The following is a 24,507-nucleotide window of genomic DNA, read 5'->3' as shown; positions in this document are numbered from 1 at the left end:
GTCTGCGCCTTCGGCGGATCAGGAAAGCTGGGTAGCCTCGAACATGGCGGTCAGCCCTATGCCTCCGCCGATGCCGATCATTGCCAGGCCAATCGCGCCGGATGCCCAACTTCCCCCGGTGTCGCGGATAAGTTGGCTGTACAGCCGGGTAACGAGGATTGCGCCGGAGGCCCCGAACGGATGGCCCAAGGCAATGGCCCCGCCGTGCCTATTGATCGCGTCGGCCGGGATATCGAGCTGATCCAGCGATGCCAGAACCTGGGCGGCGAAGGCCTCGTTGAATTCTATGGCATCGATGTCGGAGAGCGAGAGCCCGGGCTGACGCTGCAGCAGCTTCCTGGTCGAGGCGACCGGGCCGATGCCGAGCAGGTTGGGATCCACGCCGGCAGCGGCGCTGTCGATGAAGGCAAGGCCCTTTTCGATGCCGAGGCTTTTCGCCATGCCGCGGCTCATGACGAGCACCAGGCAGGCGCCGTCGTTCAGCGGGCAGGCATTGCCGGCGGTCACCGAACCGTCGGCCAAGAAGACCGGCCGGAGGTTTGCGAGCGCCTCTAGGGATGTGGACGCGCGTGGGCATTCGTCCCGTTCGATCTGACCATGGCCGGTGGAAATGTCGACGATCTCGGGCCGAAAGATGCCCGCCTCGGCCGCCGCTACGGCGAGCCTATGGCTGCGCAGCGCGAATTCATCCTGTCTCTGCCGCGATATGCCGAACTGCCGCGCGACGTTTTCAGCGGCAATCCCCATTTCCGGATCGCCGATCGCGTCAGGCGAAAACCGGGCGCGCCCGTAAAATCGCGGCGGCAACCCATTCGCTTTTGGTCTTTCGACGCGCCATGGCGCCGTGCTGACGCTCTCCACGCCGCCGGCCAGAAAACATGAACCGGCTTTCGCCTGGATCAGCCGGGCTGCCATGATGATCGCTTCCAGGCCCGAGCCGCATTGCCGATCGATCGAAACGCCCGGAACCGCCATGGGCAGACCTGCGGTGAGGGCTGCCAGCCGCGCGATGTTTCCGCCGCCACCTGCGGCGTTACCCACCAGAACGTCGTCTATGGTGTCGGGTGCAATTCCCGTTTCGGACAGGATGCGATGAATGATCGGCACAAGCAGGTCTTCCGCCGCGACAGTCGCAAGCGACCCGAAAGCCCGGCCAATCGGGGACCGGTAGGCGGCAACCACGACTGGCTGCCAATCCTCGTCAGGCTGAAAGGCGTAGGACAAGATCGTCTCCAGAAACCACGGCCCGCTCCACTTGCCCCCTCGAGATCTTCCCGCTGCTCGTCATTGGCCAGGACTTTATATGGTAGAATTGCTTGGGGATCTTGTACTTCCCGAGCATCTGCGCGCAATGATCAGCCAGGACTTTCGGGTCCATCGTCTCTCCCGAGACGACGGCGACGATCCGCTGACCGAAATAGGCGTCCGGCAGCCCGAAGACGACGGCATCCTCTACGCCGGGGCAGGCCTTGAGCGCACTCTCGACTTCGGCGGGATAAACGTTGTTGCCGCCTGATATCATCATGCCGCCCGCCCTGCCGATCACCCGCAGCATGCCATTGGCGTCGAGTTCTCCGAGATCTCCGACCGTTGCTCCCGCTTCCGTGACCCGGAAGGCCTGACCGTCGTCGCCCCAAAGATATCCATCCGCGATCAGGTCGCTGTCGACGAATATAGCTCCCGGCACGTCGGACCCGACGTCGTTCTCATCGGGGTCGCGAATGGAGATTGCCACGCCGGGATAGGCTTGCCCCACCCGCTCGATCGGAAAATCGATCTCGCCGCCGACGAGGGTCGAGACCGTGATGAAACCAATTTCGGATGCGCCGTAATATTCCCGGATGCGGGCCTTCGGAAACAGGCGGCGCATGGATTCGACACCGTTGACGTCGAGCTTTGCGCCGGCAGTGAGGACATCACGCAGGGAGGTCAGGACCGGTTCACCCGCCCACGCCCTTGCAATCCCGGCTATATGGGTGGGCACGGCGACCAGCCGTTTGACGTGCCAGGAGGAGAGAGTGCGTGCGACCGCAACCGGATCCCATTTCCGGACCGAATGGAAGGTTGCCCCGGCGTCCAAAGCTTCGACCAATGCATAAAGCGCCAGGCCATGCGCAAGGGCTCCCGGGCACATTGTCGACGGCGCGTCTTCGAGTTCGAAAACGACGCGTCCGCGATCGAGGCTCCGGCGCCATTGTTCGCGCGAGCGATAATAGGCCTTCGGCTCGGCGGTGGTCCCTGAGGTGAAGCCGATCAGAAAGATCTTGTCGGCATCGAGCGGCAGCTCGGCTTCACCTTCTGTCGAGGCAAGGTCGAAGGCCTCGGCTCCGGCGGTGACAACGGGAATGCCGAGTCTTCGGGCAATTTCGGCGCTCGGCCCGGCATTGTCGTCGGCGATCAAGATATCAGGCGCCAGCCGCTCGATTATGCGTTCGATCCTTTCCGCCGGCATCATCGGGTCGATGACCGCGCAGGCATTCGGGAAAGCGGTGGCCGCCACAAAATACTCGGCAAAGCCGATATGGTTGCCAAGGCTGAGAGCGGCAAGCTTCTCCACACCGGGCAGATCGAGCATACGGCGGTTCGAGCGAGGGAGATCTTGGAGAAACCGATAAATTGCCTTGGCGCGCACATAGAGTTCGCCATAGCTGAGCGAACGCCCGTCGATCACCAGTGCAGGCTTGTCCGGTGTCTCCGTTGCATGTCGAAGAAGCTGTGCATGGATCGGCATGGACACCCGCGGGTTTAAATGATCGGCCGTCAGCCTGGAGACAGAGCGGCTCTGGTCGCTTCCGGAATCGGCGTCGGGCGGCTGTCCGAGAGGCCGACGCAGACCCAGACGAAATGCGCCGAGGCGCAATGAGCGCCATCGCGCTGGCGAAAGAGTTCTATGGCAAAGGACAGGCTCGTGCGCCCGATTTTCTCCACGTCCACCTTCGCCTCGACGACATCGTCAAGATCGATCGGGCTGTGAAAGGTGATCTCCGCCTTCTTCACGTGATAGGCGACGCCGGAGGAGGTGTGACGGAAATGGCTGAGAATTTGCCGCTGCCGCAGGAACTCGACGACCGCATCCTCACAATAGTCGAGATAACGGGAATTGTGGACATGACCATAGATGTCGATGTCTCGCATCGAGACCCTGAACGATGCTAAAGGCCTGTCGTCAACGCTCATTCGATCACCAATTCGACGGGGTGATCTAACCGCAGTGTGTGGGGGATGCAATGCAATATCAGGCGGTCGTGCGAAAATTCGGCCCGGCTCAGGATGTCGTCGAGCTCGAGCGGGCTGCGCTGCCGCCGCTGGCGCGCGACCAGGTGAGGGTGCGCCTGCTGGCGCGGGCGATCAATCCGTCTGATATCATCACCATATCAGGGGCCTATAGCGGACGCACGACATTGCCCTTCATTCCCGGCTTCGAAGCGTTCGGCGTGGTCGAACAGTGCGGTGAAGAGGTCCATGGGCTTTCCCCCGGGGCACGCGTGCTGCCGGTGCGCAGCGCCGGTGGCTGGCAACAATTCAAGGATACCGATCCCGGCTGGTGCCTGCGTGTTCCAGACGAGCTCACCGACTTCGAGGCTGCGACCAGCTACGTCAATCCGATGACGGCCTGGTTGATGCTGCATGCCAAGATCGGACTGAGGCCGGGTATGCGCATTGCCATCAATGCCGCCGCCTCGTCGATCGGAGCGATATTGATCGGTCTCGCCAATGCCGCAGGCGTGGAACCGGTCGCCATCGTTCGCAGCGAAGGATCACTTGAGCGCCTGCGCGGCCGGGTTGAGGCTGTCATCGTCGATAGGGAGGAAAGCGAAAGCGATCTGGTCGCCGGGCTCGCCGGCCGGCATGGGCTCGACGCGGTGCTTGATTGCGTCGGAGGCGCGCGCGCCGCGACCCTCGCCGATGCGCTGAAGCCCGGCGGGCATTTCGTGCATTACGGCCTGCTTTCGGGCCAAAGCATTCCGGCTTCCTTCTGGGCCTCCCATCCCGATATCGCCTTTTCCTATTTTCACCTCCGGGAATGGGTTCATTCGCAAGCCATGAGCGACGTCCAGCGCGCCTATTCCGAGGTCGCGGCGCAGATCGTTTCGAAGGTCATCGCGACCGAGGTACGGGAGGTGTTTCCTCTGGAAAATGTCAGCGAAGCACTGCGATCCGCCGTTCCGTTTCGGACGGGCGGCAAAGTGCTGCTGGCCTAACGAACATGAGCAGGCCGCGACAACGTTTTGACGGCTAAGCGAGATTAGAAGTAGCATCCTTGGCAGCGGCAAGGTGGTCAAAGCCGTGGGCCCGGTGGAGATACAATGACGAAACACAAACCTTTCCTCCTGACGTTCGCGGCGTTGGCATTTTGTTCCGTGTGGCCAGCACCCAACGCCTTCGCTGCCGCGCAACCTATCTTCTGGAGCGCTTTACGGCCGGCCGATCAGGTCAAAGCGACGGTGCCGCTGTCGGGCAAAGCGGTGAGCGGCCCACAGGGCGAAACACTCGCCTGGCATGGCGAGGAGCATCCGATCGAATTGACGGGCTTCGTTCTGCCGATCGACCAGGATGGCGATCTTGTCTACGAATTCATGCTGGTGCCTTGGGCCGGAGCCTGCAGCCACATGCCTTCCCCTCCGCCCAACCAACTGGTTCGTGTCGTTCCGGAAGAGCCTTTGCACCTGGCAAGAATGTATGAGACCGTCACCGTGACGGGTACCCTGCGGCCCGGCCTGGATCAGGCGCAATTCTTCATGATCGACGGTGACCGCGTCCTCACCTACGGCTACAGCATAAGCCACGCCCAGGTGGCGACAGTAACGGCGACGACCGATCCCGATCTACTGTCACTTTCGCCTTTCGGCATTCTGCCTCGCCAGTAGAAGGCGCAGAGACGGTGCTGCGCACCGTCCTGCCGCAGCAAAAAATCTTGAATGAGTTCCGTCAATCGCGTATATACAGTGACATATATACGAGCCTCGGAGAGCACCATGCCGCAATATGCGCGCGTATTCCAATCTGGCAATTCGCAAGCCGTCCGGCTGCCGAAGGAGTTCCGCTTCGACGTCGACCAGGTAGAGGTGACGCGGGAAGGCGATGCTGTGATCCTTCGGCCACGGGCCGATCGCGGTATGCGGTGGGCATCGTTGCATAGCGCCTTGGAGCGCGGCCTCAGCGACGATTTCATGGCAGAAGGGCGAGAGCAGCCGGAGGATGAGGAGAGACCGGGTATGCAGGACCTGTTCAAGTGATCACGCATCTTATCGACATCAATGCGGTGATCTCTCTGATCGGCAGGAAATCCGAAACACTTTTGAAGCGCGTGATCGACAGCGACGAGGGATCGATCGGGCTGTCGACCGTGGTGATGCACGAGCTCTATTATGGCGCCTATAAAAGCGCGAAAATTTCCTACAATCTCGAAACCCTGCGCCTGTTCGTGGCGGATTTCTCAGTTGTCGGTTTCGAGCAGGAAGATGCGTTGGCAGCTGGGGAGATCCGTGCCGCATTGGCGGCAAAGGGAACGCCGATCGGTCCCTATGATGTTTTGATCGCCGCTCAGGCCAGGACCCGGGATCTGGTTCTCGTCACCAACAATGTCGGGGAATTCCGCCGCGTCGATGGACTGCGTGTCGAGGACTGGACGGTCGGGCGGTAGGTCCGGTCTCCAAAAAAAATGCCCGGGCGCAGCCGAAACTGCACCCGGGCAAAATGCTGCCGATCAGACGAGGTCGAAACGATCGGCGTTCATGACCTTGGTCCAGGCCGCGACGAAGTCCTTGACGAACTTCTGCTTGGCGTCGGACTGGGCGTAGACTTCGGCAAAGGCGCGCAGTTGCGAGTGCGAGCCGAAGATCAGGTCGACGCGGGTGCCGGTCCACTTGACGTCGTTGGTCTTGCGATCACGCCCTTCGTAAACGCCGTCCCTGCCGGTGACGGGCGACCACTGCGTGGCCATGTCGAGCAGGTTGACGAAGAAGTCGTTCGTCAGCGTTTCCGGACGCGACGTGAAGACGCCATGTTCGGGCGCGCCGGCCTTCAGCACACGCAGGCCGCCGACGAGAACGGTCATTTCAGGTCCGGTCAGCGTCAGCAACTGGGCACGGTCGACAAGCGCTTCTTCCGGCTTCATGAACTGCCGACCGCCGATATAATTGCGAAAACCGTCGGCGCGGGGCTTCAGCGCCGCGAAGGAATGCGCATCGGTCTGTGCCTCGGAGGCGTCCATGCGGCCTGGCGTGAACGGCACGCTGATGGCATGACCGCCGGCCGCTGCCGCTTTCTCGACGCCGGCTGCGCCGGCCAGGACGATCAGGTCGGCGAGCGAGATCTTCTTCGCCCCGGTCTGGGCGGCGTTGAACTCCCTCTGGATGCCTTCGAGAACACCGAGGACCTTGGCGAGCTGCGCCGGCTGGTTGACTTCCCAGTCCTTCTGCGGGGCAAGGCGAATGCGCGCGCCATTGGCGCCGCCGCGCTTGTCGGAGCCGCGGAAGGTCGAGGCGGATGCCCAGGCGGTCGAGACCAGTTCCTGCACGGTGAGGCCAGTTGCAAGCACCTTTGCCTTGAGGTCGGCGATATCCTTGTCATCGACGAGCGGATGATCGACGGCCGGGATGACGTCCTGCCAGATCAGGTCTTCGGCCGGAACCTCCGGACCCAGGTAGCGCACCTTAGGTCCCATGTCGCGGTGGGTCAGCTTGAACCAGGCGCGGGCGAAGGCGTCGGCGAACTCGGCGGGGTTTTCCAGGAAGCGGCGCGAGATCTTTTCGTAGACGGGATCGAAACGCAGTGCCAGGTCGCTGGTCAGCATGGTCGGCAGATGCTTCTTCGATGCATCATAGGCATCCGGAATGGAGGAATCGGCGTTCTTAGCCTGCCACTGATGCGCGCCACCCGGGCTTTTGGTCAGCTCCCATTCGAAAGCGAACAGGTTTTCGAAGAAGTAGTTGCTCCACTGGGTCGGCGTCTGGGTCCATGTCACTTCGAGGCCGCTGCCGATGGCATCGCGACCGATGCCGGTGTTGAACTTGCTGGCCCAGCCCAAGCCCTGCGCTTCGAGCTCGCCGCCTTCCGGGTCGACACCGACAAACGACGGATCGCCAGCGCCATGGGTCTTGCCGAAGGTATGCCCGCCGGCGATCAGCGCCACGGTTTCTTCGTCGTTCATCGCCATACGGGCGAAGGTTTCACGGATGTCGCGGGCGGATGCCAGCGGATCCGGAGTGCCGTTAGGGCCTTCCGGGTTGACATAGATAAGGCCCATCTGCACGGCGCCAAGCGGCTCTGCCAGTTCGCGTTCGCCACTGTAGCGTTCGTCACCCAGCCAGGTTCCCTCAGGACCCCAGTAGAGTTCTTCCGGCTCCCAGACGTCGGCGCGGCCACCCGCAAAACCGAAGGTCTTGAAACCCATGGATTCGAGCGCGACATTGCCGGTGAGGATCAACAGGTCAGCCCAGGAGACCCTGTTACCGTATTTCTGCTTGATCGGCCACAGCAGGCGGCGGGCCTTGTCGAGGTTCACGTTGTCAGGCCAGCTATTCAGCGGCGCAAAACGCTGCTGGCCGGCCCCGGCGCCGCCGCGACCATCGGTGATGCGGTAGGTGCCGGCGCTGTGCCAGGCCATGCGGATGAACAGGCCGCCATAATGACCGAAATCGGCCGGCCACCAATCCTGCGAATCCGTCATCAGAGCGTGAAGATCTTTCTTCAGGCCGTCGAGGTCGAGCTTTTTGAACTCCTCGGCATAATCGAAGGCCTGGCCGAGCGGATCGGCGCGGCCGGAATTGTGGTGAAGAATCTGCACATTCAACTGATTGGGCCACCAGTCGCGGTTGGATCTACCTCGAGGCGTATTGCCATGTGCAACAGGACATTTGCCTGCGCTGTCGGTGGGGTTGTCCATGATCGTCTCCTTGATTGCTTGATCTGTCTTCGGTCCAAAAAGATGAGCCGAGCTGGCGCCCCACTCTCTCCCTGCAGTCTTCATATCGGAAGCGCTTCATAAATTTAAGTTGGATTTACTGATCGCTGCGATAAGCTTAGGTTATGAAGAACCTTACCCTGAAACAGCTACGTTATTTTGAAGCACTGGCAAGAGATGGCCGCTTCCGACGTGCCGCCGACGCCTGTGCGATCTCCCAGCCGGCATTGTCAATGCAGATCAAAGAACTTGAGCAAGAGTTGGGCGGTGAGCTTTTCGAGCGCAACGCGCGTGAGGTGAAGCTGACCGCTTTCGGTCAGACCGTCGCTCTCAGGATCCGCGATATCCTGCGCAGCGTGGACGAACTGGCGGAACTGGCGCGCGCCGCGCGTGATCCTTTTCTGACGCGGCTGCGCATCGGCATCATCCCGACCATTGCGCCCTATCTGTTGCCGGCAATCATCAACGATCTGAACAGGAGCTTTGCAGGCATTCAGATCGAGGTGCGCGAGACGCAGACGTCGAAGCTGGTTCAGGAGCTGGCGCAAGGTCAGCTCGACACGGCAATTGTTGCCTTGCCGGTGTCGGAACCCTCCCTGGCCGAACTCGAGCTCTTCAAGGAAGAGTTCGTGCTGGTCCGGCGGCCCGAAGACGACGGTAAGCCGGTGCCCGAACGCGAGGCGCTGCGCGAAATGCGGTTGCTGCTGCTTGAGGAAGGCCATTGCTTTCGCGATCAGGCCTTGTCGTTCTGCAAGATAGGGCCGGCCCGCCCCCGGGAGGTCATGGAAGGCAGCTCTTTATCCACCCTGGTTCAGATGGTCAGCGCCGGTATCGGCATCACCTTGATTCCGGAGATGGCCGTTCCCCTCGAAACGCGCTCGGCGCATGTTTCGATTTCGCGCTTCCAATCTCCGCAGCCGTCGCGAACGATCGGGATGATCTGGCGCCATTCGACGCCTATGGCCAAACAGCTCGTGCAGGTTTCAGAGGCGGTTCGCCGGTCAGCCGACAGCATGCGCGAACAGTATATCGCGCGGTGATGGAGCTCACATCGCCTCGCCTCAGGATCGCCGTTTAAACGTATGCTCCGCTGCCGGAAACTGTCGCGATCGGACCTCGTCGGCATAGGCGGCAGCCGCGGCCGAAATCCTCTTGCCGAGTTCGTCGTAGCGCTTGACGAAGCGCGGGGTGAAATCGTTGAAGAGCCCCAGAATGTCGTCGGAAACTAGAACCTGACCGTCGCAGGCGGAAGAAGCGCCGATGCCGATGGTCGGGACGTGCATGGCGGACGTCACCTCCCGGGCGAGGGGCTCCACCGTGCCCTCGATGACGACGGCAAAGGCGCCCGAGCCGCCAATGGCGTGGGCATCGCGACGGATTTTCGACGTCTCGTGTTCGGAATGCCCGACGGACCGATAGCCGCCTGCGGTTTGGACCTGCTGCGGCATCAGGCCGATATGGCCCATAACCGGAATCCCCCGCTTCGTCAGAAAGGCGATGGTCTCGGCCATCTCCTCGCCGCCCTCCAACTTGACGGCATCGCAGCCGGTTTCCTGCAGGACGCGGACAGCGTTGCGGAAGGCGATCTCCTTCGATTCCTGATAGCTGCCGAACGGCATGTCGACGACGACGCAGGCCTTGCCGACGCCGCGCATCACCGCCTTGCCGTGCGCGATCATCATATCGAGCGTGACGCCGATGGTGGTCTCCATGCCGTAGAGCACCATGCCGAGCGAATCCCCGACCAGCAGGAGGTCGCAGTGCTCGTCGAGCAGCCGCGTCATGGGTGTCGTATAGGCGGTCAGGCAGACGATCGGCTTGCCGCCCTTCATGGCTGAGATGTGCCTTGGCGTAAGGCGCTTCTGAACTCCGACGGCACTCATCTGGTCACTCCCTTTCCCGGCAAGCCCGGCCGGCCGATAGCCCTGTTGTCGAGCAGCCGTGTCGAGCCGACCCGAACGAAGAGCGCCACGACGACAGGCTCTGCGATCGACGTGACCGGCTGCAGTGTCGAGGCATCCCTGACGGCGACGATTTCAGGTATTGCCAGCGGCTCGCGGCCAAGAAACGCCGTGAGCTTTGCCTCGAGTTCCACCGGATCGGTCAAGCCGCCGGCGACCAGGCGCTCGGCCTCGTCAAGGGTCTGAGGGACGATCACCGCGGCACGCCGCTCCGCCTCGCTGAGATAGACGTTGCGCGACGACCATGCGAGGCCGTCGCTATCCCTGACCGTCGGCACCGATATCACGCGCACCGGCAAGGCCAGATCGTCCACCATGCGCTTGACGATGACGACCTGCTGGTAATCCTTCTCTCCGAAATAGGCGGTCTGCGGCTGCACGATGTTGAAAAGCTTGCAGACGACGGTGGTAACGCCGGCAAAATGCCCAGGCCGTACCGCCCCTTCCAGTTCGCGCCCGAGGTCGGGAACGTCGACGACCGTCAACATCGGGCGGGGATACATGTCCTCGACGCTAGGCGAAAAAAGGAAATTGACGCCGGCTTGCCTCAGCATGGCGGCGTCGCGTTCCAGATTGCGCGGATATTTGCTGAGATCTTCCGCCGGGCCGAACTGCAGCGGATTGACGAAAATCGAAACGACGACGATGTCGTTTTCGGCGCGAGCGCGCGAGACCAGCTCCATATGGCCGGCATGGAGATAGCCCATCGTCGGAACAAGGCCGACGGTTCGCCCCTGCCGCCTCAGCGCGTCGAGCGTGTGGCGCAGCTCGTCAATGCTCGAGAAAACCCGCATATATCCTCCCCTGGACCGGTCACTCCATCTTGGGCGCGGATAAGAAGTGTAATCGATGCGGCAGGTCAATGCATAATCCTCGATAAAAACGATTAGATGCAACGCCGGCCGATGACGCCGGGCCAAATCAGCTCCCGGGAACGGCTTTTCGCCACTCGGCTCCCGTTCCGCGTCTCATCTGCTTGCAGTGGAACCGACGATGTGCGACTTCCGTTACTCGCCCTGTTCGTCAAGATACCATCACAGTCGGTCGCTATGGACGTTACATGGAGGACGCATGGACAAGCCCTGGAAGATCAGCCGCGGACCGATTGCGGCAACCGAGCTCGACGTGGAGAAGGCAAACGCGATCAACATGCTGTTGATCCGGCCGGTCGGGGTGCTTCCGGCCAAGGCGGGAGATCCGGTCCTTCCTTTTGCCGTCGGCCTTTTCAATGAACTGCGCCCGCTCCTGAAGCCCGATGCCGGCGTCACGACACTGCGGCGCGCGACCGCGGCCTATGTCCACTGCCGGCGCTACTATTTCGCCAGCGCCCAGCCCGATTCCATGCGCCATAGTGTTGACGGTGAACCCGTCGAACCACTGTCGTTAGAAGATCGGCTGGTCGCGCAAAAACGCTTTCTGAGCCTCAAGCAGGCCACCGGTAAGACAGACGCGCCCGAGCAGACAGCACCGATCCCCGCTCCGCTGTTAAGCAAAAGCGAACAGATCCGCGCAGCCCTCCTCGGCAAAGGGAACGCCGCCAGTTAGAGCAGGATGACATCGGCGTCTCATATCCGGCTTGCAGTCATTGCGCGGTCTTGCGTCGTGCACCCTCATTCACAAGGGCGACGTAGTCGCTCTCTGCTTGGCCGCATCGGGGGCGCGGAAAACGCGCCCCCGGCCGGCGCCGACCGACGGGGAGGGGCAATCGGCCGGGTCAGTTCAACGGTGCTTCGCCTGATGTGATCCGCTGCTCGTCCGCGCCAAACAGATGGACGGTATCGTCGATCGGCGCGATCCTCAGCACTTCGCCGGGGGCGGCCCTGATCCGTTCCCTGAAGACGCAGGTCAGCGTCTGCGTCCCCAGCCGGACGATGACCAGCGTTTCCGAACCCGTCGGCTCGACGACCACCGTCGTGACCTCGATGCCGCCCGGCTCCAACCGGATATGTTCGGGACGAATGCCGTAGATCACGGCATCTGCCGGACGGCGCTCGCTCGGCAGGAGCAGGCCGTCGGCGGTTCGAAAGCCATCTTCCGTCATGCTGCCGCTGATGAAATTCATCGCCGGTGAGCCGATGAAACCGGCGACGAAAAGATTGTTCGGACGATCGTACAATTCCAGCGGAGAACCCGACTGCTCGATCAGGCCGTCTTTCATGACGACGATCTTGTCGGCCATGGTCATGGCTTCAATCTGGTCATGGGTGACATAGATGGTCGTCGTCTGCAGCCGTTGATGCAATTCCTTGATCTCCGAGCGCATCTGCACTCTGAGCTTGGCGTCGAGGTTCGACAGGGGCTCGTCGAAGAGGAAGACCGCCGGGTCGCGCACGATCGCCCGCCCCATCGCCACACGCTGTCTCTGGCCACCCGACAGTTGCTTGGGGTATCTCTCGAGGAGACTTTCGAGACCGAGGATCTTCGCGGCGTTGCCGACCCGCTGATCGATCTCCGTCCTCGGCATCCGTTTCAGCCGCAGTGAAAAGCCCATGTTCTTGGCAACGGTCATGTGCGGATAGAGCGCATAATTCTGGAACACCATGGCGATGTCCCGGTCCTTAGGGGCAAGCTCGTTGACGATATGTTTGCCGATCTGGATTTGCCCCGAGGTGATGCCCTCGAGGCCGGCAATCATCCTCAAAAGCGTGGATTTGCCGCAGCCCGAGGGGCCGACCAGAACGACGAACTCGCCGTCGCCGATATCGACCGACACGCCTTTGATGGCTTTGAACGAGCCGTAATCCTTGCGCGCATTGTTGACCGAAACATGGGCCATTACCGTCCTCCCGAAATTACCATCAAAGTCCGCTCAGGACATTTCTCAAATAATCAAGGCCGAGGCGCTCGCCGTCTTTGCGCGCGGCTAACTCCTTGCCCGGCCAGCCATAGGCGGCATCCTCATGTTCGATCGACAGGGTGCCGTCGAAGCCAGCCCGGCGGGCCTGGCGCAGGAACCTCGGCCAATCAATGAGGCCGAACCCGGGCAGCTTGTATTGCCACCAGCCCTTTCCGTGATAGCCGACAGCCTGCAGCCTCTCCGGATCGATTGCCGTGTCCTTGGCATGAAGGATGGCGATGCGATTCTTCACCGCCTCCATCGCCTGATAGGGATCCACGCCGATGCGAATGAGGTGGGAGGGATCGAATTCCAGCCCGAAACGAGGATCCCTGATCCGCTGAAAAAGCTCCTGCCATCCTTTGGGTGTCGCTCCGATGAAATTATCCTTCGGACCCGGCCAGTTCTCGATTGCGATGGTGAGGCCATAAGGTTGCGCCTTCGCGATCAGCCCGTTGGCGAAATCGGCGAAGTCATCATAATTGGCTTGGTCGCTTGCAGTGTCGTCCCGGCCCGGAAAGATCACGAAGATCGGGACACCTGCTTCACCGATCGCGCTCGCAAATTCGGCGGTCGCCTCGCGAAGTGCCGTTCGTTTTGCCCGGTCGGCATCGAGCTGATTGCCGAAATAGGTGATCGACGACACGAAGAGGCCGCGGCTGCGTGCGAGTGCTACGGCGGCGTCCACCCGATCTGGCGTCTTGATATGGCCGCCGACATCGATCTCGATGGCGTCGAAACCTGCCGATGCAGCGAAATCCACCACTTCCTCAAGAGGACGATCGTTGAAAGTCGAGGTGTAAAAGCCGATCTTCACCAAATCCTCCCATCTTCACCAAAATCCCGATCTTCACCAAAATCCCTGGGCCTTGCCGACCGTTTCAACTGTTCAGGCGATCCATGTTCTTGAGTGGCGAGCGTGTGCGTTGAGCAGGGTCAGCCGATGCGAGCATCAAGGCCGCTGCCATCGGCATGACCGCCGCCCCCATGGCAGAGGCATCCTCTCCGAGCGAGGCGCGATGAAGCGAGGGAAGGTTGGGGTCCTCGGCATCGAGATGCTCGTGCACATAACGCAGCAACTCGTCGACGATGCGAATCGGCAATCGGCCGCCGACAAGGACGGCGTCGGGGTCGACCACCATGCCGATATGCTTGACGGCGACTGCCAGATGCGCGCTCATTTCCTTCAGCCACTGCGAAACGAGGCGCCTACCATGCGCATCCAGCGTCAGGAGATCGTGCGGAACACTCACCTCGACGCCGTTCCGCGCGAGGAAATCATAGAGGAAGAACAACGAGAATATCTCGCCGAGAAGCTGGACCTTATGGGCCTTCCCGTCCCCGCCGTCGGCGATCGGCAGCCAGCCGATTTCACCGCTGAGGCCCATGGCGCCGCGATGACCGTTGCCGTCGAGCACGAGGCCGCCGCCCGGGCATGGATTGATGGCGATGTAGAAGAAGCTGCTGCTTTCAGCACCCAGTCCGTAATCGAGTTCGGCAAGGGCTGCGGCATTGGCTTCGTTTTCGATGAAGACGGGATGCTGTGTCAGGTTCTCCAGTGCGGCGCGCACATCAAATGCCGTCCATTCCTGATAAGCCTCGGGCTTGCCGAGGAGCGAAATTTCGCCAAGCCAATCCGGCATCGCCAGACCGATACCGGCCAGGCGCGCGTCGTCGATGAGCCGGCTGCGCTGGAAATGCGAAATAGCATCGGCCGTCAGCTGCAGGAATTCCGTCGGCAGGATGAAACGTTTCTCGTGATGCACGCGGGCGCGGACATTGCCAACGGCATCGACGGCCAGGATCGTCAGATGGTCGCGATCGATGTTAATGCCGATGGCAAAGCAGGCATCCGGATTGATTTCGAGTTCAATCGCCGGCTGACCTCTCAGCCCATGCCGCCGCCGGGCTTCCATGATTAGGCCCTCGTCGAGGAGACGATCGACGATCCGGGCGATTGCCGGTTTGGTAAAACCCGTCCGCCTGGCGATTTCGGCGCGCGAAATCGGCGCCTGGCGATGAATGCAGCGCAGCACGACGGCCCTGTTGTGCTCACCTGCATCTTCGACATTGGCGCCGGTCAGATCCGGGGACAGCCTGGCGCCGAGTGTCTGGTTCATGCCCGAAATCCTTCCTTGCGCATAGCCTGAACCGCTCCTCATCCCTTGACGGCGCCGCTGGTCATCGCACCGAGGATCAGCCGCTGGAGCGACAGGAAGGCGACGATCGCCGGAACGACCGCGATCAGACAGGCAGCGGCAAGCAGTTGGATGGACGAGTCGGTTTGCATGCCGCGGAAGTTAAAGATCCCGACGCCGATCGGCATCAGATCATTTTTCGTGAGCAACAAAAAAGGCACCAGAAATTGCGACCAGCCGGCAATCACAGTGATGATGAAGACTGAGGCTATGCCCGGTGCCGATAATGGCAGAATGATCCGCCAGAAGACGGAAAACCTGTTGCAGCCGTCGATCATGGCCGCTTCATCGAGGCTGCGCGGGATGCCGTCGACCGAGCTCTTCAGGAGCCAGGTCGCCAGCGGAACGCCAAGCGCGATATACACCATGACGACGGCAAAATGCGTATCCAGCAGGCCGAGGCGGTTCATGTAGCGGTAAAGCGGCACCATGATGACGAGCGGCGAGATCATCTGGAAAAGCAGCAGCCCCATCATCGACAGGCCCTTGCCCCGGAATTGAAATCGAGAAAAGGCGTAAGCTGCGGGCAGTGCGACGATCAGGACGCCCAGTCCGCTTAAGGCGGCAAGCTTGAGACCGTTCCAGAGATAGATCGGAAAGTAGCTGTTGTTCAAAACGGTGATGAAGTTGTCGATAGTGGGATTGTTTGGGATATACCGCGCCGCGCCGCGATAGATCTCGCGCTTATCGCGCATCGCCATCGACAGGAGATAGGTGAGGGGGCCGGCGAAGAATACGAACATTACCAGCATGAACAGATAGCTCATGGCATCGCCGAGCCGCGTTCCGGTTCGTCCGTTCATTGCTCATCCTCCTTCGGCAGGAACGACGCATAGATAAAGGCGAGCCCGAGGCTGATGATCAGCATGAGCACGGAGAGCACGCTGCCGCCGGACAGGTCGTAGTTTCTAAAGACGATATTGAAGACGTAGAGTGAGATGACCTCGGTCGCGCGCCCCGGACCGCCGCCCGTCAGCGTGATGATCGCATCGAAGGTATTCACCGTCTGGATCGTAATGAGGATCATGTTGACGAGGATTGCCGCGCGCAACTGCGGAAGCGTGACGAAGAAAAACTGCTGCGATGCCGTCGCACCGTCGACCTCCGCCGCTTCATAGAGCGAGGGATCGATCGACTTCAGCGCCGCATACATGACAACCATCGAAAATGCCGTGCCGCGCCATATGTTGGAGATGAGGGTAGACCACGGAGCGATTGCGGGGTCCGAGAGCCAGGCGACCGTCGGCATGTGCATCAACCGCAGAATGCTGTTCAACGCACCATAAGGCGCTTCGGAAAAGAGCATCTGCCAGATGATGCCGCCGGCAATTCCTGGAACGACCCAGGCAATCAGCGCCGTCGTCCTCAGGATGGTGGTGCCGAACAGGCCGCGCTTTTCCCCGCGGATGACCACGACAGCGACCGCAAGGCCCAAGATCTGCTGACCGATGACGCTGCCGCCGACGAAGATCAAGGTCGCCCATAAGATGTCGGGCAGCTGCGGCGAGCTCAAGGCATTGGTGATCGACCCCAGCGTATAGTCCTGATTGTCGCCGATCAGCGTGGCATTGGTGAATGAAAGCCTGAAAACGTCGATGACGGGATAAAGGTAGAAAATGCCGATGACAACGATCACAGGCATGATCCAGGGCAGGGGCGCACCGGCGAAACGGCGCATGAACGTTCTGCTTTGAGGCGGGCTGTCAGCCTCGATGGCAATGGGGCTCATTGGCTTCTCTGTGCGGGGTTGGCATGATTGGCCGGTTCGCGCCGGTGGCTGCCCCTCAGCCTAACACTCTCCCCGCTCGCGGGGAGAGGGGACGTGCCCTGCGAGAGGTAGATGGGGACGGAGAGATCGCGGCACATTCCTTCTCCCCGCAAGCGGGGAGAAGGTGGCGGCAGCCGGATGAGGGGCATGTCGCGATTTGCTGGGCTCAGCCGTGGCATCACAGACGCTTGTAAGCCTCCAATGCTGCGTTGAAGGCGGCATTCAAGGCGTCTTCCGGCTTTTTGGTCCCCGAGAGCACGTCGCCCATCATGATCTGGATCTGGTTGGATATTTCAGGATAGATCGGCACGCCCGGGCGGGCCTGTCCGTTGACCAGAGCCTTGGCGAAGGTCTTGTTGGCTTCGGTGGAGAAGACCTCATACTTGTCGAACAGGGATTTGCGGGTCGGCAACTGCTGCTGCAGCGCGTTCGCCGGCCCCATATAAACCTCGCGTGCGAGGTTGGCGCACATCTCAACCTTGTCCTTGTCCTTACTGAAGGAGGCGATCGTCCAGCCGCCGGTGCCGGTCGAACGTTGATCGGCGCTGGGGCCGGGGATCGGCGAGAAGGTCCAGTTGTTGAATTCATCCTCGTCGAGCGTTGCCTTCAGCTGCGCATACTGCCAGTTGCCGCCGATGAAGAGCGCTGTCGTCGCCGCTGCGGCCGCAGCATTCATATCGTCGTAATTCGCGATCGTGCTGACGCGCTTGGGCGCGGCACCCGAATCGACGAGATCCTTGAAATAATTCAGCGCCTTTAGGAATTTCTCCTTGTTCTCGCCTTCGCCGAATACTGGCTTGCCCGAGTCGTCGACGAGCTTGCCGCCCAACGCCCAATAATTCGCGAGCCAGTCGAACGTCGTCCCTTCCCAGCGCCCGCCATTGAAGAGAACGCCTTCCATGCCTTCCTTGGTGGAGGCGAGCGCGGCCTTTTTCAGGTCGTCCCATGTCTGCGGCGCATCGGCAACGATCGACTTGTTGCGGTAGAGCACACGAAGGTCCGTATCCCACCACCAGGCGCGGACCGTCTGGTCCTTGTCGGTGATGCCGCTGCGGATGAAGGGGAACAGGTCATCCACTTCCTCCTTCGAAAAATACGGCGTGAAGTCCGCAAGAACTTTATTGACCATGAACTGCGAGAGGACGAAGGAGTCGACAGCAGCGCAGTCGGGCGCGTTGCCGGCCTTGGCCTGCTCCAGCATCTTGGCCTGTTCGGTGCCGATGTCCGAGGACATGAATTGCATCTGCAATTTCCAGTCCGAATGCTTCTTGATGAAATCGACGAACAGCTTCTGATAGCCCTCGGCGATCGCCGGATCCGAATTGTTGGGACTATCGTTCGTCAGACGGACGACGAGGGATTTCGGCGCTTCGGCAAGGCCGATCCTGTCCTTCGTGGCAAGTTCCTGGGCAAATGAAACGGATGCTGAAAATAGCATGGTGCTCAGCGCAAATGCGCTGACGGTGGCGCTCTTCATGATGGGTCTCCTCCCCATTTTGAACGGATACAGCCTGGCGGTCAGTTGACCTCTCCTCATTTCCGTGCTGCATTAATTAGATTAAGTTACTTTGATTTGATGTCAAGCCACAGCTTGGAAGGCCAGACCTGGGAGGTTGAGATGCTGGCGACAATCAACAGCAGCTAGCGCACAGTGCCGGAAAATCGAGATCGATTTCCGGAAAAGAACATGCGCCGTGAAAGTGGATGGAGCGTCCCGCGCGCACGCGCGGCGCATCCACCGCAATTTTCCTGAAGAAGAGCACGAGGCAATCGCGGATGGCTGCGATGGCGCGAGTGCGGTTTTGCCCGGCTGAACTGCCGCGGGAAGTTAATTCCATGGAGGATAGGATGCGTCTACTCATTCTCGGTACCGGCGGAATGGCCAACCAGCATGCCGCCAACTTCAAGGCGATCGAAGGCGTCAGTGTCGTGGGCGGCGTCGATGTCGTCCCGGAAAGGCTCGCGGCTTTTTGCACCGAACATGGCATCGCCAATCATTTCACGACCCTCGAAGATGCTCTCGCCTGGGGCGAGTTCGACGCGGTGGCAAACGTCACGCCGGACCGCATTCACCACCCGACGACGCTTCAGGCGATTACCGCCGGCAAGCACATCTTCTGTGAAAAGCCGCTCGCCACCGATGCCATCAAGGCCGTGGAGATGACCGAGGCCATCGAGCGATCGGGCAAGGTCGGCATGGTCAATTTCACCTATCGCAATTCGCCCGCCCTTCAGAAGGGCCGGCAAATGGTACTCGCCGGCGAAATCGGGGAGGTCAGGCACGTCGAGGCCTCACACCTGCAAAGCTGGCTGGTCGGCCGCCATTGGGGCGACTGGAAGAGCGAGAGCAAATGGCTTTGGCGGCTGAGCAAAAAACATGGATCGAATGGCGCGCTCGGCGACATCGGCATCCACATCGTCGATTTCGCATCCTACGGTTCAGGGCTCGACATCGCCCATGTCTTCGCGCGGTTGAAGACCTTCGACAAGGTACCGGGCCATAGGATCGGCGAATATGATCTCGACGCCAACGACAGTTTCACGATGAATGTCGATTTCGCCAATGGCGCGATCGGGACGATCCAGGCGACGCGCACGGCGGCCGGACAGATGGATCAGCTGCGCCTCAGGGTCTATGGCGAAACCGGATCGATCGAGACGATCTACGACACCGGAAAATCGACGCTTCGCGCCTGTCTTGGAGAAGACGTACACACGGCAACCTGGCGCGACGTCCCGTTCGATCCGGTCGAGACGAACTACCAACGTTTCGTCCAGGCCGTGCGGGCGGGCAGGACCCAGGAACCCTCGTTCCGGCGGGCGGCCAATATCCAGAAAGTCCTGGACAAGGCGCTGGCCTCCGATCTCAGCCACACCGATGAAGCGCTCGCCTGAGGCAACATGCATCACGCCGAAGCGGGCGGCAGCAGCAAAGTGTTGAGGAAGGGCAGGAGGGCTGCACCGAGCGCAACGCCGCCGCCGCTGAAGCTTGCGGGTTTCATCGGCGAAATCCAGGGGGTCAGCAGCGGTCTCGTGGAGGTGTCGCGCCGCTCGATCGAAAGCTGATGGATCAGCGCTTCGATCACGCGCTGCGGCAGATCGCTGCCGATCATGACGACGCTCGGGGCGAGGAAACCAGCCATAGCGATGATCGGGTCGAGCAGATGGCCGGCAGCTTCCCGGATCCATTGCGACAGTGACGGCGAGGAGAATTCCTCCCCTTGCAGCAGGCGGGTAAAGTCTCGGTCGCCGATCCGTGATCGCAAGGACTCGAAACCGACGACGGTATTGAGCTGGACATTGTCGGGACCGGTCAGCATTTCGCCGATGCTGCCGGCCCGGCCATGCACGCCGGAATAGGGAACGCCGCGAATGAGAAAGCCGGCCTGAACGTCGTCGTCGATGATGATCATCGCAAGTCCGCCTTCCCTGCCGGAGCTGCCGATCGTGCGTTCGGCGAGGAGGCTCGCCGTGCACTCATTCTCGACATAGGGACGCGCGATCGTCGACATCGCGGCGATCTGCTCGCTTTGATCCTCTGTCCAGTCGTTGGCGGCGATGCCGAGCCCGATGATCGGCAATGCGGCGTGGCGATCGACCATATCCCTGACGGCCACATGCAGCAGGCCGACTTTGTCAGCGGGATCCAACTCGATATAGACCCGATCGTGGACCTGGCCACTTAGATCGATGAGCACGGCCTCGCCACGCCTTTGGCGAAGCTTGACGCCAATCGAGAAAGCACCTTCCGGGCGCAAGGCAAACTCGGTAGCGGTGGCCCCTCCGCCAAGGCCATTGCGGCGGTTGGAGGTCACGAGCTTCTCCTCAGCCAATCGGCGGAGAATATTGGTGATGCCGGGGCCGGTCAGGCCGCAATGCCGGCCAAGCTCCATCCGCGTCAACGGGCCATGGCGGCGGATGGCTTCCAGAATGACGCGAATGTTTCGATCGGCGATTTCGCCGGACCGCAGACCGATTGTTTTGGCGCGCGGGGCGCCAATGTCCTGGGTTTGAAGCCGACGCGGCCCTGACCGAAGATACCGCATGACTGTCTTTCCTAGAGCACCATCTCGGTGGTGTACTTCATCCACGGGCTATGGGAAAGCTGGGCTTAGCAGCCGCTTTTTGGCTGAACGTCCTATTAATCGGGGTCAGGGCCATCACGGCGGCTGACGACGCGCGGCGGGGCGAATGCCGCAAAATGCGTCAACAGACCCTCGAAACGACACAGCAATCGGAGCTTCACTCTATCGGTCGTTAATAGCTATCGGTCGTTAATAGCTGCAAGGACGATCGTTGCCGAAGCCGTCGCGGCAGGCAGGTCTGAGCCCATAGTCGACGCTGCTATATCCAACCGAGCCAGTTTGCATCGAGTCATTCGAGGTCGTCGTGCAGGATGACGACGATACGGCAACCACGATGACGGCTATCGTGGCTGTCAATAATTTGCGGACTTGAAACATCCCACCCTCCCCAGCGCTGCCTGAAATCTGCGATATCAGGGCAATTCTCCGTCAAATAGGGCCGACGGGGTTTTCGATAACTATTGTTGTCGATCAAGATCTCGTTATTCGGTGAAGGTCCGATCACCGGTTTCCGATCGGGAACGGCTGGGACTCTCGCAAACCCGGGAGTCCTTCTTTCGCACTTGACGGCAAATCAAAGTTACTTAATCTAAGCGCCAAAAAGGACCCACTGGGAGGAGGGGCCGGCAAAACGCGATCCTTGTCGCACCATCTTCATCTCCCAAAGCGATGACTCCGGATCGTTCTCCGTCGATTTTCAACAGGATAAGCTATGCCTCTGACCATTGCCCAGCGCCTCGATCGTCTCAAAGTTCGCATTGCCGAGTTGGCCCATTGGCGAGATCGACAAAGTGCTGCGATAGACGGCTGGACTTTCGAGGGCGAGCCGATTGGCCATCACCAGGATTGGCCGCACCGCCAGGGAGTGGTGCATTTTGCCGCGACCGCTGAAGCGCCAAAGGCATGGCCTCTCGACGATATTCGCCTGCAGCTCGACCTCGGCGGCGAGAGCCTGATTACGCTCAGCTACCCCGACGGCGAGACGGAAACATTCGGTCTCGATCCCTATCATCAGGAATTCCCGCTGAAGGGCCGCCGCTTTTCGATCGCAACGGAAACCGTCGCCCGCTTTCCGTTCGGCGAGCCCAATCGCGCTCCACGGCTCAACAAGGCCCGGTTTATCTGGCTCGATGGCCCAGCTCACCGCCTGCATCTTCTGTTAAAGCAGGTTGCCGAGGCAATCGATGTGCTAGGCGAGCATGAAGTCGTGCCGCATCTGATGGATGCCGCCGAGCATGCGTTGCGCAGCCTCGATTGGCCGTCGGATACGGCGACTTATATCTCCCGCACATCTAGCGCTGTCATGCAGCAGAAGATCTGGGAACTGCCAGAGCTTGAGGTCAATCCGGCAGGCCTGACCGACGAGCAGAGCAGTTCGGCAGCCACGGCCTTCGAGGCTCTGACGGCGCGGCTGAAGGAACTGCAGAAGCGCTTCCCGCCGAATGGAGAGCTGCTGCTGACGGGCCATGCGCATATCGATCTCGCCTGGCTTTGGCCCTATCGCGAAACGCGGCGGAAAATGCGGCGCACCTTCAATACGGCGCTCTCGCTGATGGAGCGCTCCGACGATTTCCGCTTCAATCAATCGACCGCCCATTATTACGCGCAGATGGAAGAGGAAGACCCGGAGCTTCTCGAGCGCATCAAGAAGAAAGTCGCGGACGGAAAGTGGGAAACGGTCGGCGGCATGTGGGTGGAGCCCGACACGAACATGCCGACCGGCGAAAGCCTCGCCCGTCAGGTTCTCTATGGCCAGCGTTATTTCGAAAAGACCTTCGGCACACGCCATACGGTCTGCTGGCTGCCGGATTGCTTCGGCTTTTCAGGCGCGCTGCCGCAAATCCTGAGACAGGGCGGCATCGACAGCTTCTTTACGATCAAGGTCAATTGGAGCGAGACCAACCATATCCCCTCCGATCTCTTCTGGTGGAAGGGCCTCGACGGCAGCCGGGTGCTGACCCACACGTTCGACAATCCGATGCAGGGTTATAACGGCTTCGTGCAAGCCGATTGCTACGTGCCGACATGGAAGAATTTCCGCGGCAAGACGCAGCACGATACCTCGCTGCTGGCCGTCGGCTACGGCGACGGCGGCGGCGGCGTCACGCCGGAGATGGTCGAACGCGAGGTGCAGCTGCGCGATTTCCCGGCTATCCCGCAGGCGCGCTGGGGCACAGTCAAAAGCTTTTACGAGCAGGCGCACCGCACCGCAGGGGAAAAGAACCTTCCCGTGTGGGACGGTGAAATCTATCTCGAACTGCACCGTGCCACGCTAACGTCGCAAAGCGGCGTCAAGCGCAAGCATCGCCAGGCCGAACGGGCGCTGATCACCGCCGAGACAATTGCTTCGCTGGCGCATATGCTCGGAGCAGGCAGGCCCCGAAGCCTCGAGACGGATTGGCGCGTGGTTCTGAAAAACGAGTTCCACGACATTCTGCCGGGCTCGAGCATCCGTGAAGTCTATCAGGATGCGGAGCAGGAACTGGGAGGCGTCATCGAACGTGCCAAGGCGGAACAGGCGATGGCATTGCAAGCGCTGTCGGCCAAGCTGCCGAAGGGCGGGGTCGGCGATGCCCTCGTCGTCGTCAATCCGTCTCTTGCGCCGAGGCCGCTCAACGCGACACTCTCCGACGGCACGGTCATCGCGGCCGCCGATCTCGTCGCGCCCTTATCCGTCGCGGTCTTCGACAAGGGCTCACTCAAGCCGGCGGGCGGGCTGAAGGCAGGCCCCGACCGTCTCGAAAACGACCACCTCGCGGTCGTCATTGGCAAGGACGGAGCGGTTGCGAGCCTTATCCACAAGGCGACCGGCCGCGAAGCCGTCGATGGTTCCGCAAACCAGCTCTGGGTCTATCCGGCCGACAAGCCGCGCAACTGGGACGCCTGGGACATCGATGCGGATTATGCCGAAAAGGCCGTCCGCCTCGACGCGCCTGACAGTATAACCCTCGTGGAAAAGGGGCCACACCGCGCGGCGATCCGCGTCGTTCGCCGTTACCGGAATTCGAGCGTCACGCAGACCTATGTACTGACGGCCAACGCCAGGCGGCTCGACATCGAAACGACGATCGACTGGCATGATCGCCGCACGCTTCTGCGCACCCTGAACCCGGTCGCCGCGCAGGCCCGCAAGGCGACGTTCGAATGCGCCTTCGGCATCGTCGAGCGGGCAACGCACACGAACACGTCCTGGGAGCAGGCGATGTTCGAGGCCGTCGCGCACCGCTTCGTCGATATCAGCGAGCCGGATTTCGGGGTCGCGCTGCTCAACAATGCCAAATACGGCCATAGCGCGCGCGGCAACGTGATCGGCATGAGCCTCGTGCGCGGGCCGATCTATCCGGATCCGCTCGCAGACGAAGGTGAGCAGAGCTTCACCTATGCGCTGATGCCGCATGAGGGCGCCTGGCATGAAGGCGGCGTTCTCGACGAGGCGATCGATCTCAACCAACCGCTTGTCTCGGCTGAAGCCAGCGGCCTCTCCGCCGGCACTTTTGCGCCGCTAGCGGTCACCGGAATCCCCGTCGCGTTCTCAGGCTTGAAGCCGGCGGAAGAGGGCGATGGTCTTATCCTGCGCCTTTACGAACCGGCCGGTCGGCGTGGCAGGCTCTCCCTCGGCCTGCCTTCCGGATGGAAAGCATCGCAGCCGCTGAACATTCTCGAGGAGCCGATGGAGCGAAAGGGACCTGCCGATATCATGCCGTTCGAAATCCGGACCTGGAAGTTGCAGAATGGCTGACGCCTTGTCTTGGC

22 protein-coding genes are annotated in these 24,507 nt (G+C 61.1%); 8 read left to right on the top strand and 14 right to left on the bottom strand.

What is annotated here, in order from left to right; translation table 11 throughout:
* Positions 1-18 precede the first annotated feature (18 nt).
* From HFO99_RS02950 to HFO99_RS02940, 3 genes are read right to left on the bottom strand one after another with little or no spacing between them, the layout of a single operon-like run.
* On the bottom strand, positions 19-1,224 hold the full coding sequence (locus tag HFO99_RS02950; protein WP_222359132.1) for a thiolase family protein: 1,206 nt from the start codon (positions 1,222-1,224) through the stop codon (positions 19-21).
* Complete coding sequence (locus HFO99_RS02945; protein ID WP_222359130.1) at positions 1,202-2,731, bottom strand: class I adenylate-forming enzyme family protein; 1,530 nt, start codon at positions 2,729-2,731, stop codon at positions 1,202-1,204. Before HFO99_RS02945 ends, HFO99_RS02950 begins: the two co-directional genes overlap by 23 nt.
* Before the next feature lie 29 nt (positions 2,732-2,760).
* On the bottom strand, positions 2,761-3,177 hold the full coding sequence (locus HFO99_RS02940) for an acyl-CoA thioesterase (RefSeq protein WP_011649139.1): 417 nt from the start codon (positions 3,175-3,177) through the stop codon (positions 2,761-2,763).
* A gap of 50 nt (positions 3,178-3,227) precedes the next feature.
* Here HFO99_RS02940 and HFO99_RS02935 point away from each other — a divergent pair, with 50 nt between their 5' ends.
* The 4 genes from HFO99_RS02935 to HFO99_RS02920 all read left to right on the top strand — a co-directional run bounded on the left by HFO99_RS02935 (position 3,228) and on the right by HFO99_RS02920 (position 5,644).
* On the top strand, positions 3,228-4,202 hold the full coding sequence (locus tag HFO99_RS02935; protein ID WP_222359128.1) for a zinc-dependent alcohol dehydrogenase family protein: 975 nt from the start codon (positions 3,228-3,230) through the stop codon (positions 4,200-4,202).
* A 105-nt stretch (positions 4,203-4,307) separates the two neighbouring features.
* The gene (locus tag HFO99_RS02930) at positions 4,308-4,868 is read left to right on the top strand and encodes a DUF3299 domain-containing protein (protein ID WP_222359126.1); all 561 of its coding nucleotides are present in this window, start codon (positions 4,308-4,310) and stop codon (positions 4,866-4,868) included.
* A 108-nt stretch (positions 4,869-4,976) separates the two neighbouring features.
* On the top strand, positions 4,977-5,237 hold the full coding sequence (locus tag HFO99_RS02925) for an antitoxin (RefSeq protein WP_222359124.1): 261 nt from the start codon (positions 4,977-4,979) through the stop codon (positions 5,235-5,237).
* The gene (locus tag HFO99_RS02920) at positions 5,234-5,644 is read left to right on the top strand and encodes a type II toxin-antitoxin system VapC family toxin (RefSeq protein WP_222359123.1); all 411 of its coding nucleotides are present in this window, start codon (positions 5,234-5,236) and stop codon (positions 5,642-5,644) included. Before HFO99_RS02925 ends, HFO99_RS02920 begins: the two co-directional genes overlap by 4 nt.
* Positions 5,645-5,707: 63 nt before the next feature.
* Here the strand turns inward: HFO99_RS02920 and katG are convergent, their stop codons facing one another.
* Positions 5,708-7,888 (bottom strand): catalase/peroxidase HPI, encoded by a 2,181-nt coding sequence (katG, locus tag HFO99_RS02915; protein WP_222359120.1) that lies wholly within the window; start codon positions 7,886-7,888, stop codon positions 5,708-5,710.
* Positions 7,889-8,031: 143 nt separating this feature from the next.
* On the opposite strand from katG, the gene HFO99_RS02910 reads away from it, so the two are divergent.
* A complete protein-coding gene (locus HFO99_RS02910; protein ID WP_222359118.1) occupies positions 8,032-8,946 on the top strand; it encodes a hydrogen peroxide-inducible genes activator in 915 nt (304 codons plus the stop codon).
* A gap of 21 nt (positions 8,947-8,967) precedes the next feature.
* Here the strand turns inward: HFO99_RS02910 and panB are convergent, their stop codons facing one another.
* Positions 8,968-9,789 (bottom strand): 3-methyl-2-oxobutanoate hydroxymethyltransferase, encoded by an 822-nt coding sequence (gene panB / locus HFO99_RS02905; RefSeq protein ID WP_222359116.1) that lies wholly within the window; start codon positions 9,787-9,789, stop codon positions 8,968-8,970.
* Complete coding sequence (gene panC, locus HFO99_RS02900; protein WP_222359114.1) at positions 9,786-10,661, bottom strand: pantoate--beta-alanine ligase; 876 nt, start codon at positions 10,659-10,661, stop codon at positions 9,786-9,788. Before panC ends, panB begins: the two co-directional genes overlap by 4 nt.
* Positions 10,662-10,938: 277 nt before the next feature.
* Between panC and HFO99_RS02895 the strand changes: the two genes are divergently transcribed.
* On the top strand, positions 10,939-11,412 hold the full coding sequence (locus tag HFO99_RS02895) for a ProQ/FINO family protein (RefSeq protein WP_222359112.1): 474 nt from the start codon (positions 10,939-10,941) through the stop codon (positions 11,410-11,412).
* Between the two features lie 169 nt (positions 11,413-11,581).
* On the opposite strand, the gene HFO99_RS02890 is transcribed toward HFO99_RS02895, so the two are convergent.
* The 6 genes from HFO99_RS02890 to HFO99_RS02865 all read right to left on the bottom strand — a co-directional run bounded on the left by HFO99_RS02890 (position 11,582) and on the right by HFO99_RS02865 (position 18,146).
* A complete protein-coding gene (locus HFO99_RS02890) occupies positions 11,582-12,643 on the bottom strand; it encodes an ABC transporter ATP-binding protein (RefSeq protein WP_222359111.1) in 1,062 nt (353 codons plus the stop codon).
* A 22-nt stretch (positions 12,644-12,665) separates the two neighbouring features.
* On the bottom strand, positions 12,666-13,520 hold the full coding sequence (locus tag HFO99_RS02885; RefSeq protein ID WP_222359109.1) for a sugar phosphate isomerase/epimerase family protein: 855 nt from the start codon (positions 13,518-13,520) through the stop codon (positions 12,666-12,668).
* A gap of 64 nt (positions 13,521-13,584) precedes the next feature.
* Positions 13,585-14,823, bottom strand: coding sequence for an ROK family transcriptional regulator (locus HFO99_RS02880; protein WP_222359107.1), 1,239 nt, complete (start codon positions 14,821-14,823; stop codon positions 13,585-13,587).
* Between the two features lie 38 nt (positions 14,824-14,861).
* On the bottom strand, positions 14,862-15,704 hold the full coding sequence (locus tag HFO99_RS02875) for a carbohydrate ABC transporter permease (RefSeq protein WP_012755199.1): 843 nt from the start codon (positions 15,702-15,704) through the stop codon (positions 14,862-14,864).
* Positions 15,701-16,630: a carbohydrate ABC transporter permease gene (locus HFO99_RS02870; protein WP_222332058.1), complete on the bottom strand. Its 930-nt coding sequence runs from the start codon at positions 16,628-16,630 to the stop codon at positions 15,701-15,703. The genes HFO99_RS02875 and HFO99_RS02870 overlap by 4 nt, the downstream gene beginning before the upstream one ends.
* Before the next feature lie 217 nt (positions 16,631-16,847).
* Positions 16,848-18,146, bottom strand: coding sequence for an ABC transporter substrate-binding protein (locus HFO99_RS02865; RefSeq protein ID WP_222359105.1), 1,299 nt, complete (start codon positions 18,144-18,146; stop codon positions 16,848-16,850).
* Between the two features lie 371 nt (positions 18,147-18,517).
* Between HFO99_RS02865 and HFO99_RS02860 the strand changes: the two genes are divergently transcribed.
* Positions 18,518-19,564, top strand: coding sequence for a Gfo/Idh/MocA family protein (locus HFO99_RS02860; RefSeq protein ID WP_222359104.1), 1,047 nt, complete (start codon positions 18,518-18,520; stop codon positions 19,562-19,564).
* Positions 19,565-19,575: 11 nt separating this feature from the next.
* Here the strand turns inward: HFO99_RS02860 and HFO99_RS02855 are convergent, their stop codons facing one another.
* Complete coding sequence (locus HFO99_RS02855) at positions 19,576-20,715, bottom strand: ROK family transcriptional regulator (protein ID WP_222359102.1); 1,140 nt, start codon at positions 20,713-20,715, stop codon at positions 19,576-19,578.
* A 228-nt stretch (positions 20,716-20,943) separates the two neighbouring features.
* Complete coding sequence (locus HFO99_RS33245; RefSeq protein ID WP_168271934.1) at positions 20,944-21,132, bottom strand: hypothetical protein; 189 nt, start codon at positions 21,130-21,132, stop codon at positions 20,944-20,946.
* Between the two features lie 334 nt (positions 21,133-21,466).
* On the opposite strand from HFO99_RS33245, the gene HFO99_RS02850 reads away from it, so the two are divergent.
* Positions 21,467-24,493 carry an alpha-mannosidase gene (locus HFO99_RS02850; RefSeq protein ID WP_222359100.1) on the top strand — a complete coding sequence of 1,009 codons (3,027 nt, stop codon included), beginning with the start codon at positions 21,467-21,469 and terminating at the stop codon, positions 24,491-24,493.
* The last annotated feature ends 14 nt before the right edge of the window (positions 24,494-24,507 follow it).

It is taken from the genome of Rhizobium leguminosarum, from assembly GCF_019798305.1.
Taxonomy (GTDB): Bacteria; Pseudomonadota; Alphaproteobacteria; order Rhizobiales; family Rhizobiaceae; genus Rhizobium; species Rhizobium leguminosarum_U.
Note: the sequence above shows the minus strand (reverse complement) of the source record. Positions and strands in the feature narration are given on the sequence as shown.

Bases quoted from the DNA above. Each gene is read 5' to 3' on its own strand.
- HFO99_RS02940 (WP_011649139.1), bottom strand. From the start codon at position 3,177: ATGAGCGTTGACGACAGGCCTTTAGCATCGTTCAGGGTCTCGATGCGA.
- HFO99_RS02945 (WP_222359130.1), bottom strand. From the start codon at position 2,731: ATGCCGATCCATGCACAGCTTCTTCGACATGCAACGGAGACACCGGAC.
- panB (WP_222359116.1), bottom strand. From the start codon at position 9,789: ATGAGTGCCGTCGGAGTTCAGAAGCGCCTTACGCCAAGGCACATCTCA.
- HFO99_RS02870 (WP_222332058.1), bottom strand. From the start codon at position 16,630: ATGAGCCCCATTGCCATCGAGGCTGACAGCCCGCCTCAAAGCAGAACG.
- HFO99_RS02925 (WP_222359124.1), top strand. From the start codon at position 4,977: ATGCCGCAATATGCGCGCGTATTCCAATCTGGCAATTCGCAAGCCGTC.
- HFO99_RS02880 (WP_222359107.1), bottom strand. From the start codon at position 14,823: ATGAACCAGACACTCGGCGCCAGGCTGTCCCCGGATCTGACCGGCGCC.
- HFO99_RS02850 (WP_222359100.1), top strand. From the start codon at position 21,467: ATGCCTCTGACCATTGCCCAGCGCCTCGATCGTCTCAAAGTTCGCATT.
- HFO99_RS02860 (WP_222359104.1), top strand. From the start codon at position 18,518: ATGCGTCTACTCATTCTCGGTACCGGCGGAATGGCCAACCAGCATGCC.
- HFO99_RS02855 (WP_222359102.1), bottom strand. From the start codon at position 20,715: ATGCGGTATCTTCGGTCAGGGCCGCGTCGGCTTCAAACCCAGGACATT.
- HFO99_RS02865 (WP_222359105.1), bottom strand. From the start codon at position 18,146: ATGAAGAGCGCCACCGTCAGCGCATTTGCGCTGAGCACCATGCTATTT.
- HFO99_RS02935 (WP_222359128.1), top strand. From the start codon at position 3,228: ATGCAATATCAGGCGGTCGTGCGAAAATTCGGCCCGGCTCAGGATGTC.
- HFO99_RS02890 (WP_222359111.1), bottom strand. From the start codon at position 12,643: ATGGCCCATGTTTCGGTCAACAATGCGCGCAAGGATTACGGCTCGTTC.
- katG (WP_222359120.1), bottom strand. From the start codon at position 7,888: ATGGACAACCCCACCGACAGCGCAGGCAAATGTCCTGTTGCACATGGC.
- HFO99_RS02910 (WP_222359118.1), top strand. From the start codon at position 8,032: ATGAAGAACCTTACCCTGAAACAGCTACGTTATTTTGAAGCACTGGCA.
- HFO99_RS33245 (WP_168271934.1), bottom strand. From the start codon at position 21,132: ATGTTTCAAGTCCGCAAATTATTGACAGCCACGATAGCCGTCATCGTG.
- HFO99_RS02930 (WP_222359126.1), top strand. From the start codon at position 4,308: ATGACGAAACACAAACCTTTCCTCCTGACGTTCGCGGCGTTGGCATTT.
- panC (WP_222359114.1), bottom strand. From the start codon at position 10,661: ATGCGGGTTTTCTCGAGCATTGACGAGCTGCGCCACACGCTCGACGCG.
- HFO99_RS02875 (WP_012755199.1), bottom strand. From the start codon at position 15,704: ATGAACGGACGAACCGGAACGCGGCTCGGCGATGCCATGAGCTATCTG.
- HFO99_RS02895 (WP_222359112.1), top strand. From the start codon at position 10,939: ATGGACAAGCCCTGGAAGATCAGCCGCGGACCGATTGCGGCAACCGAG.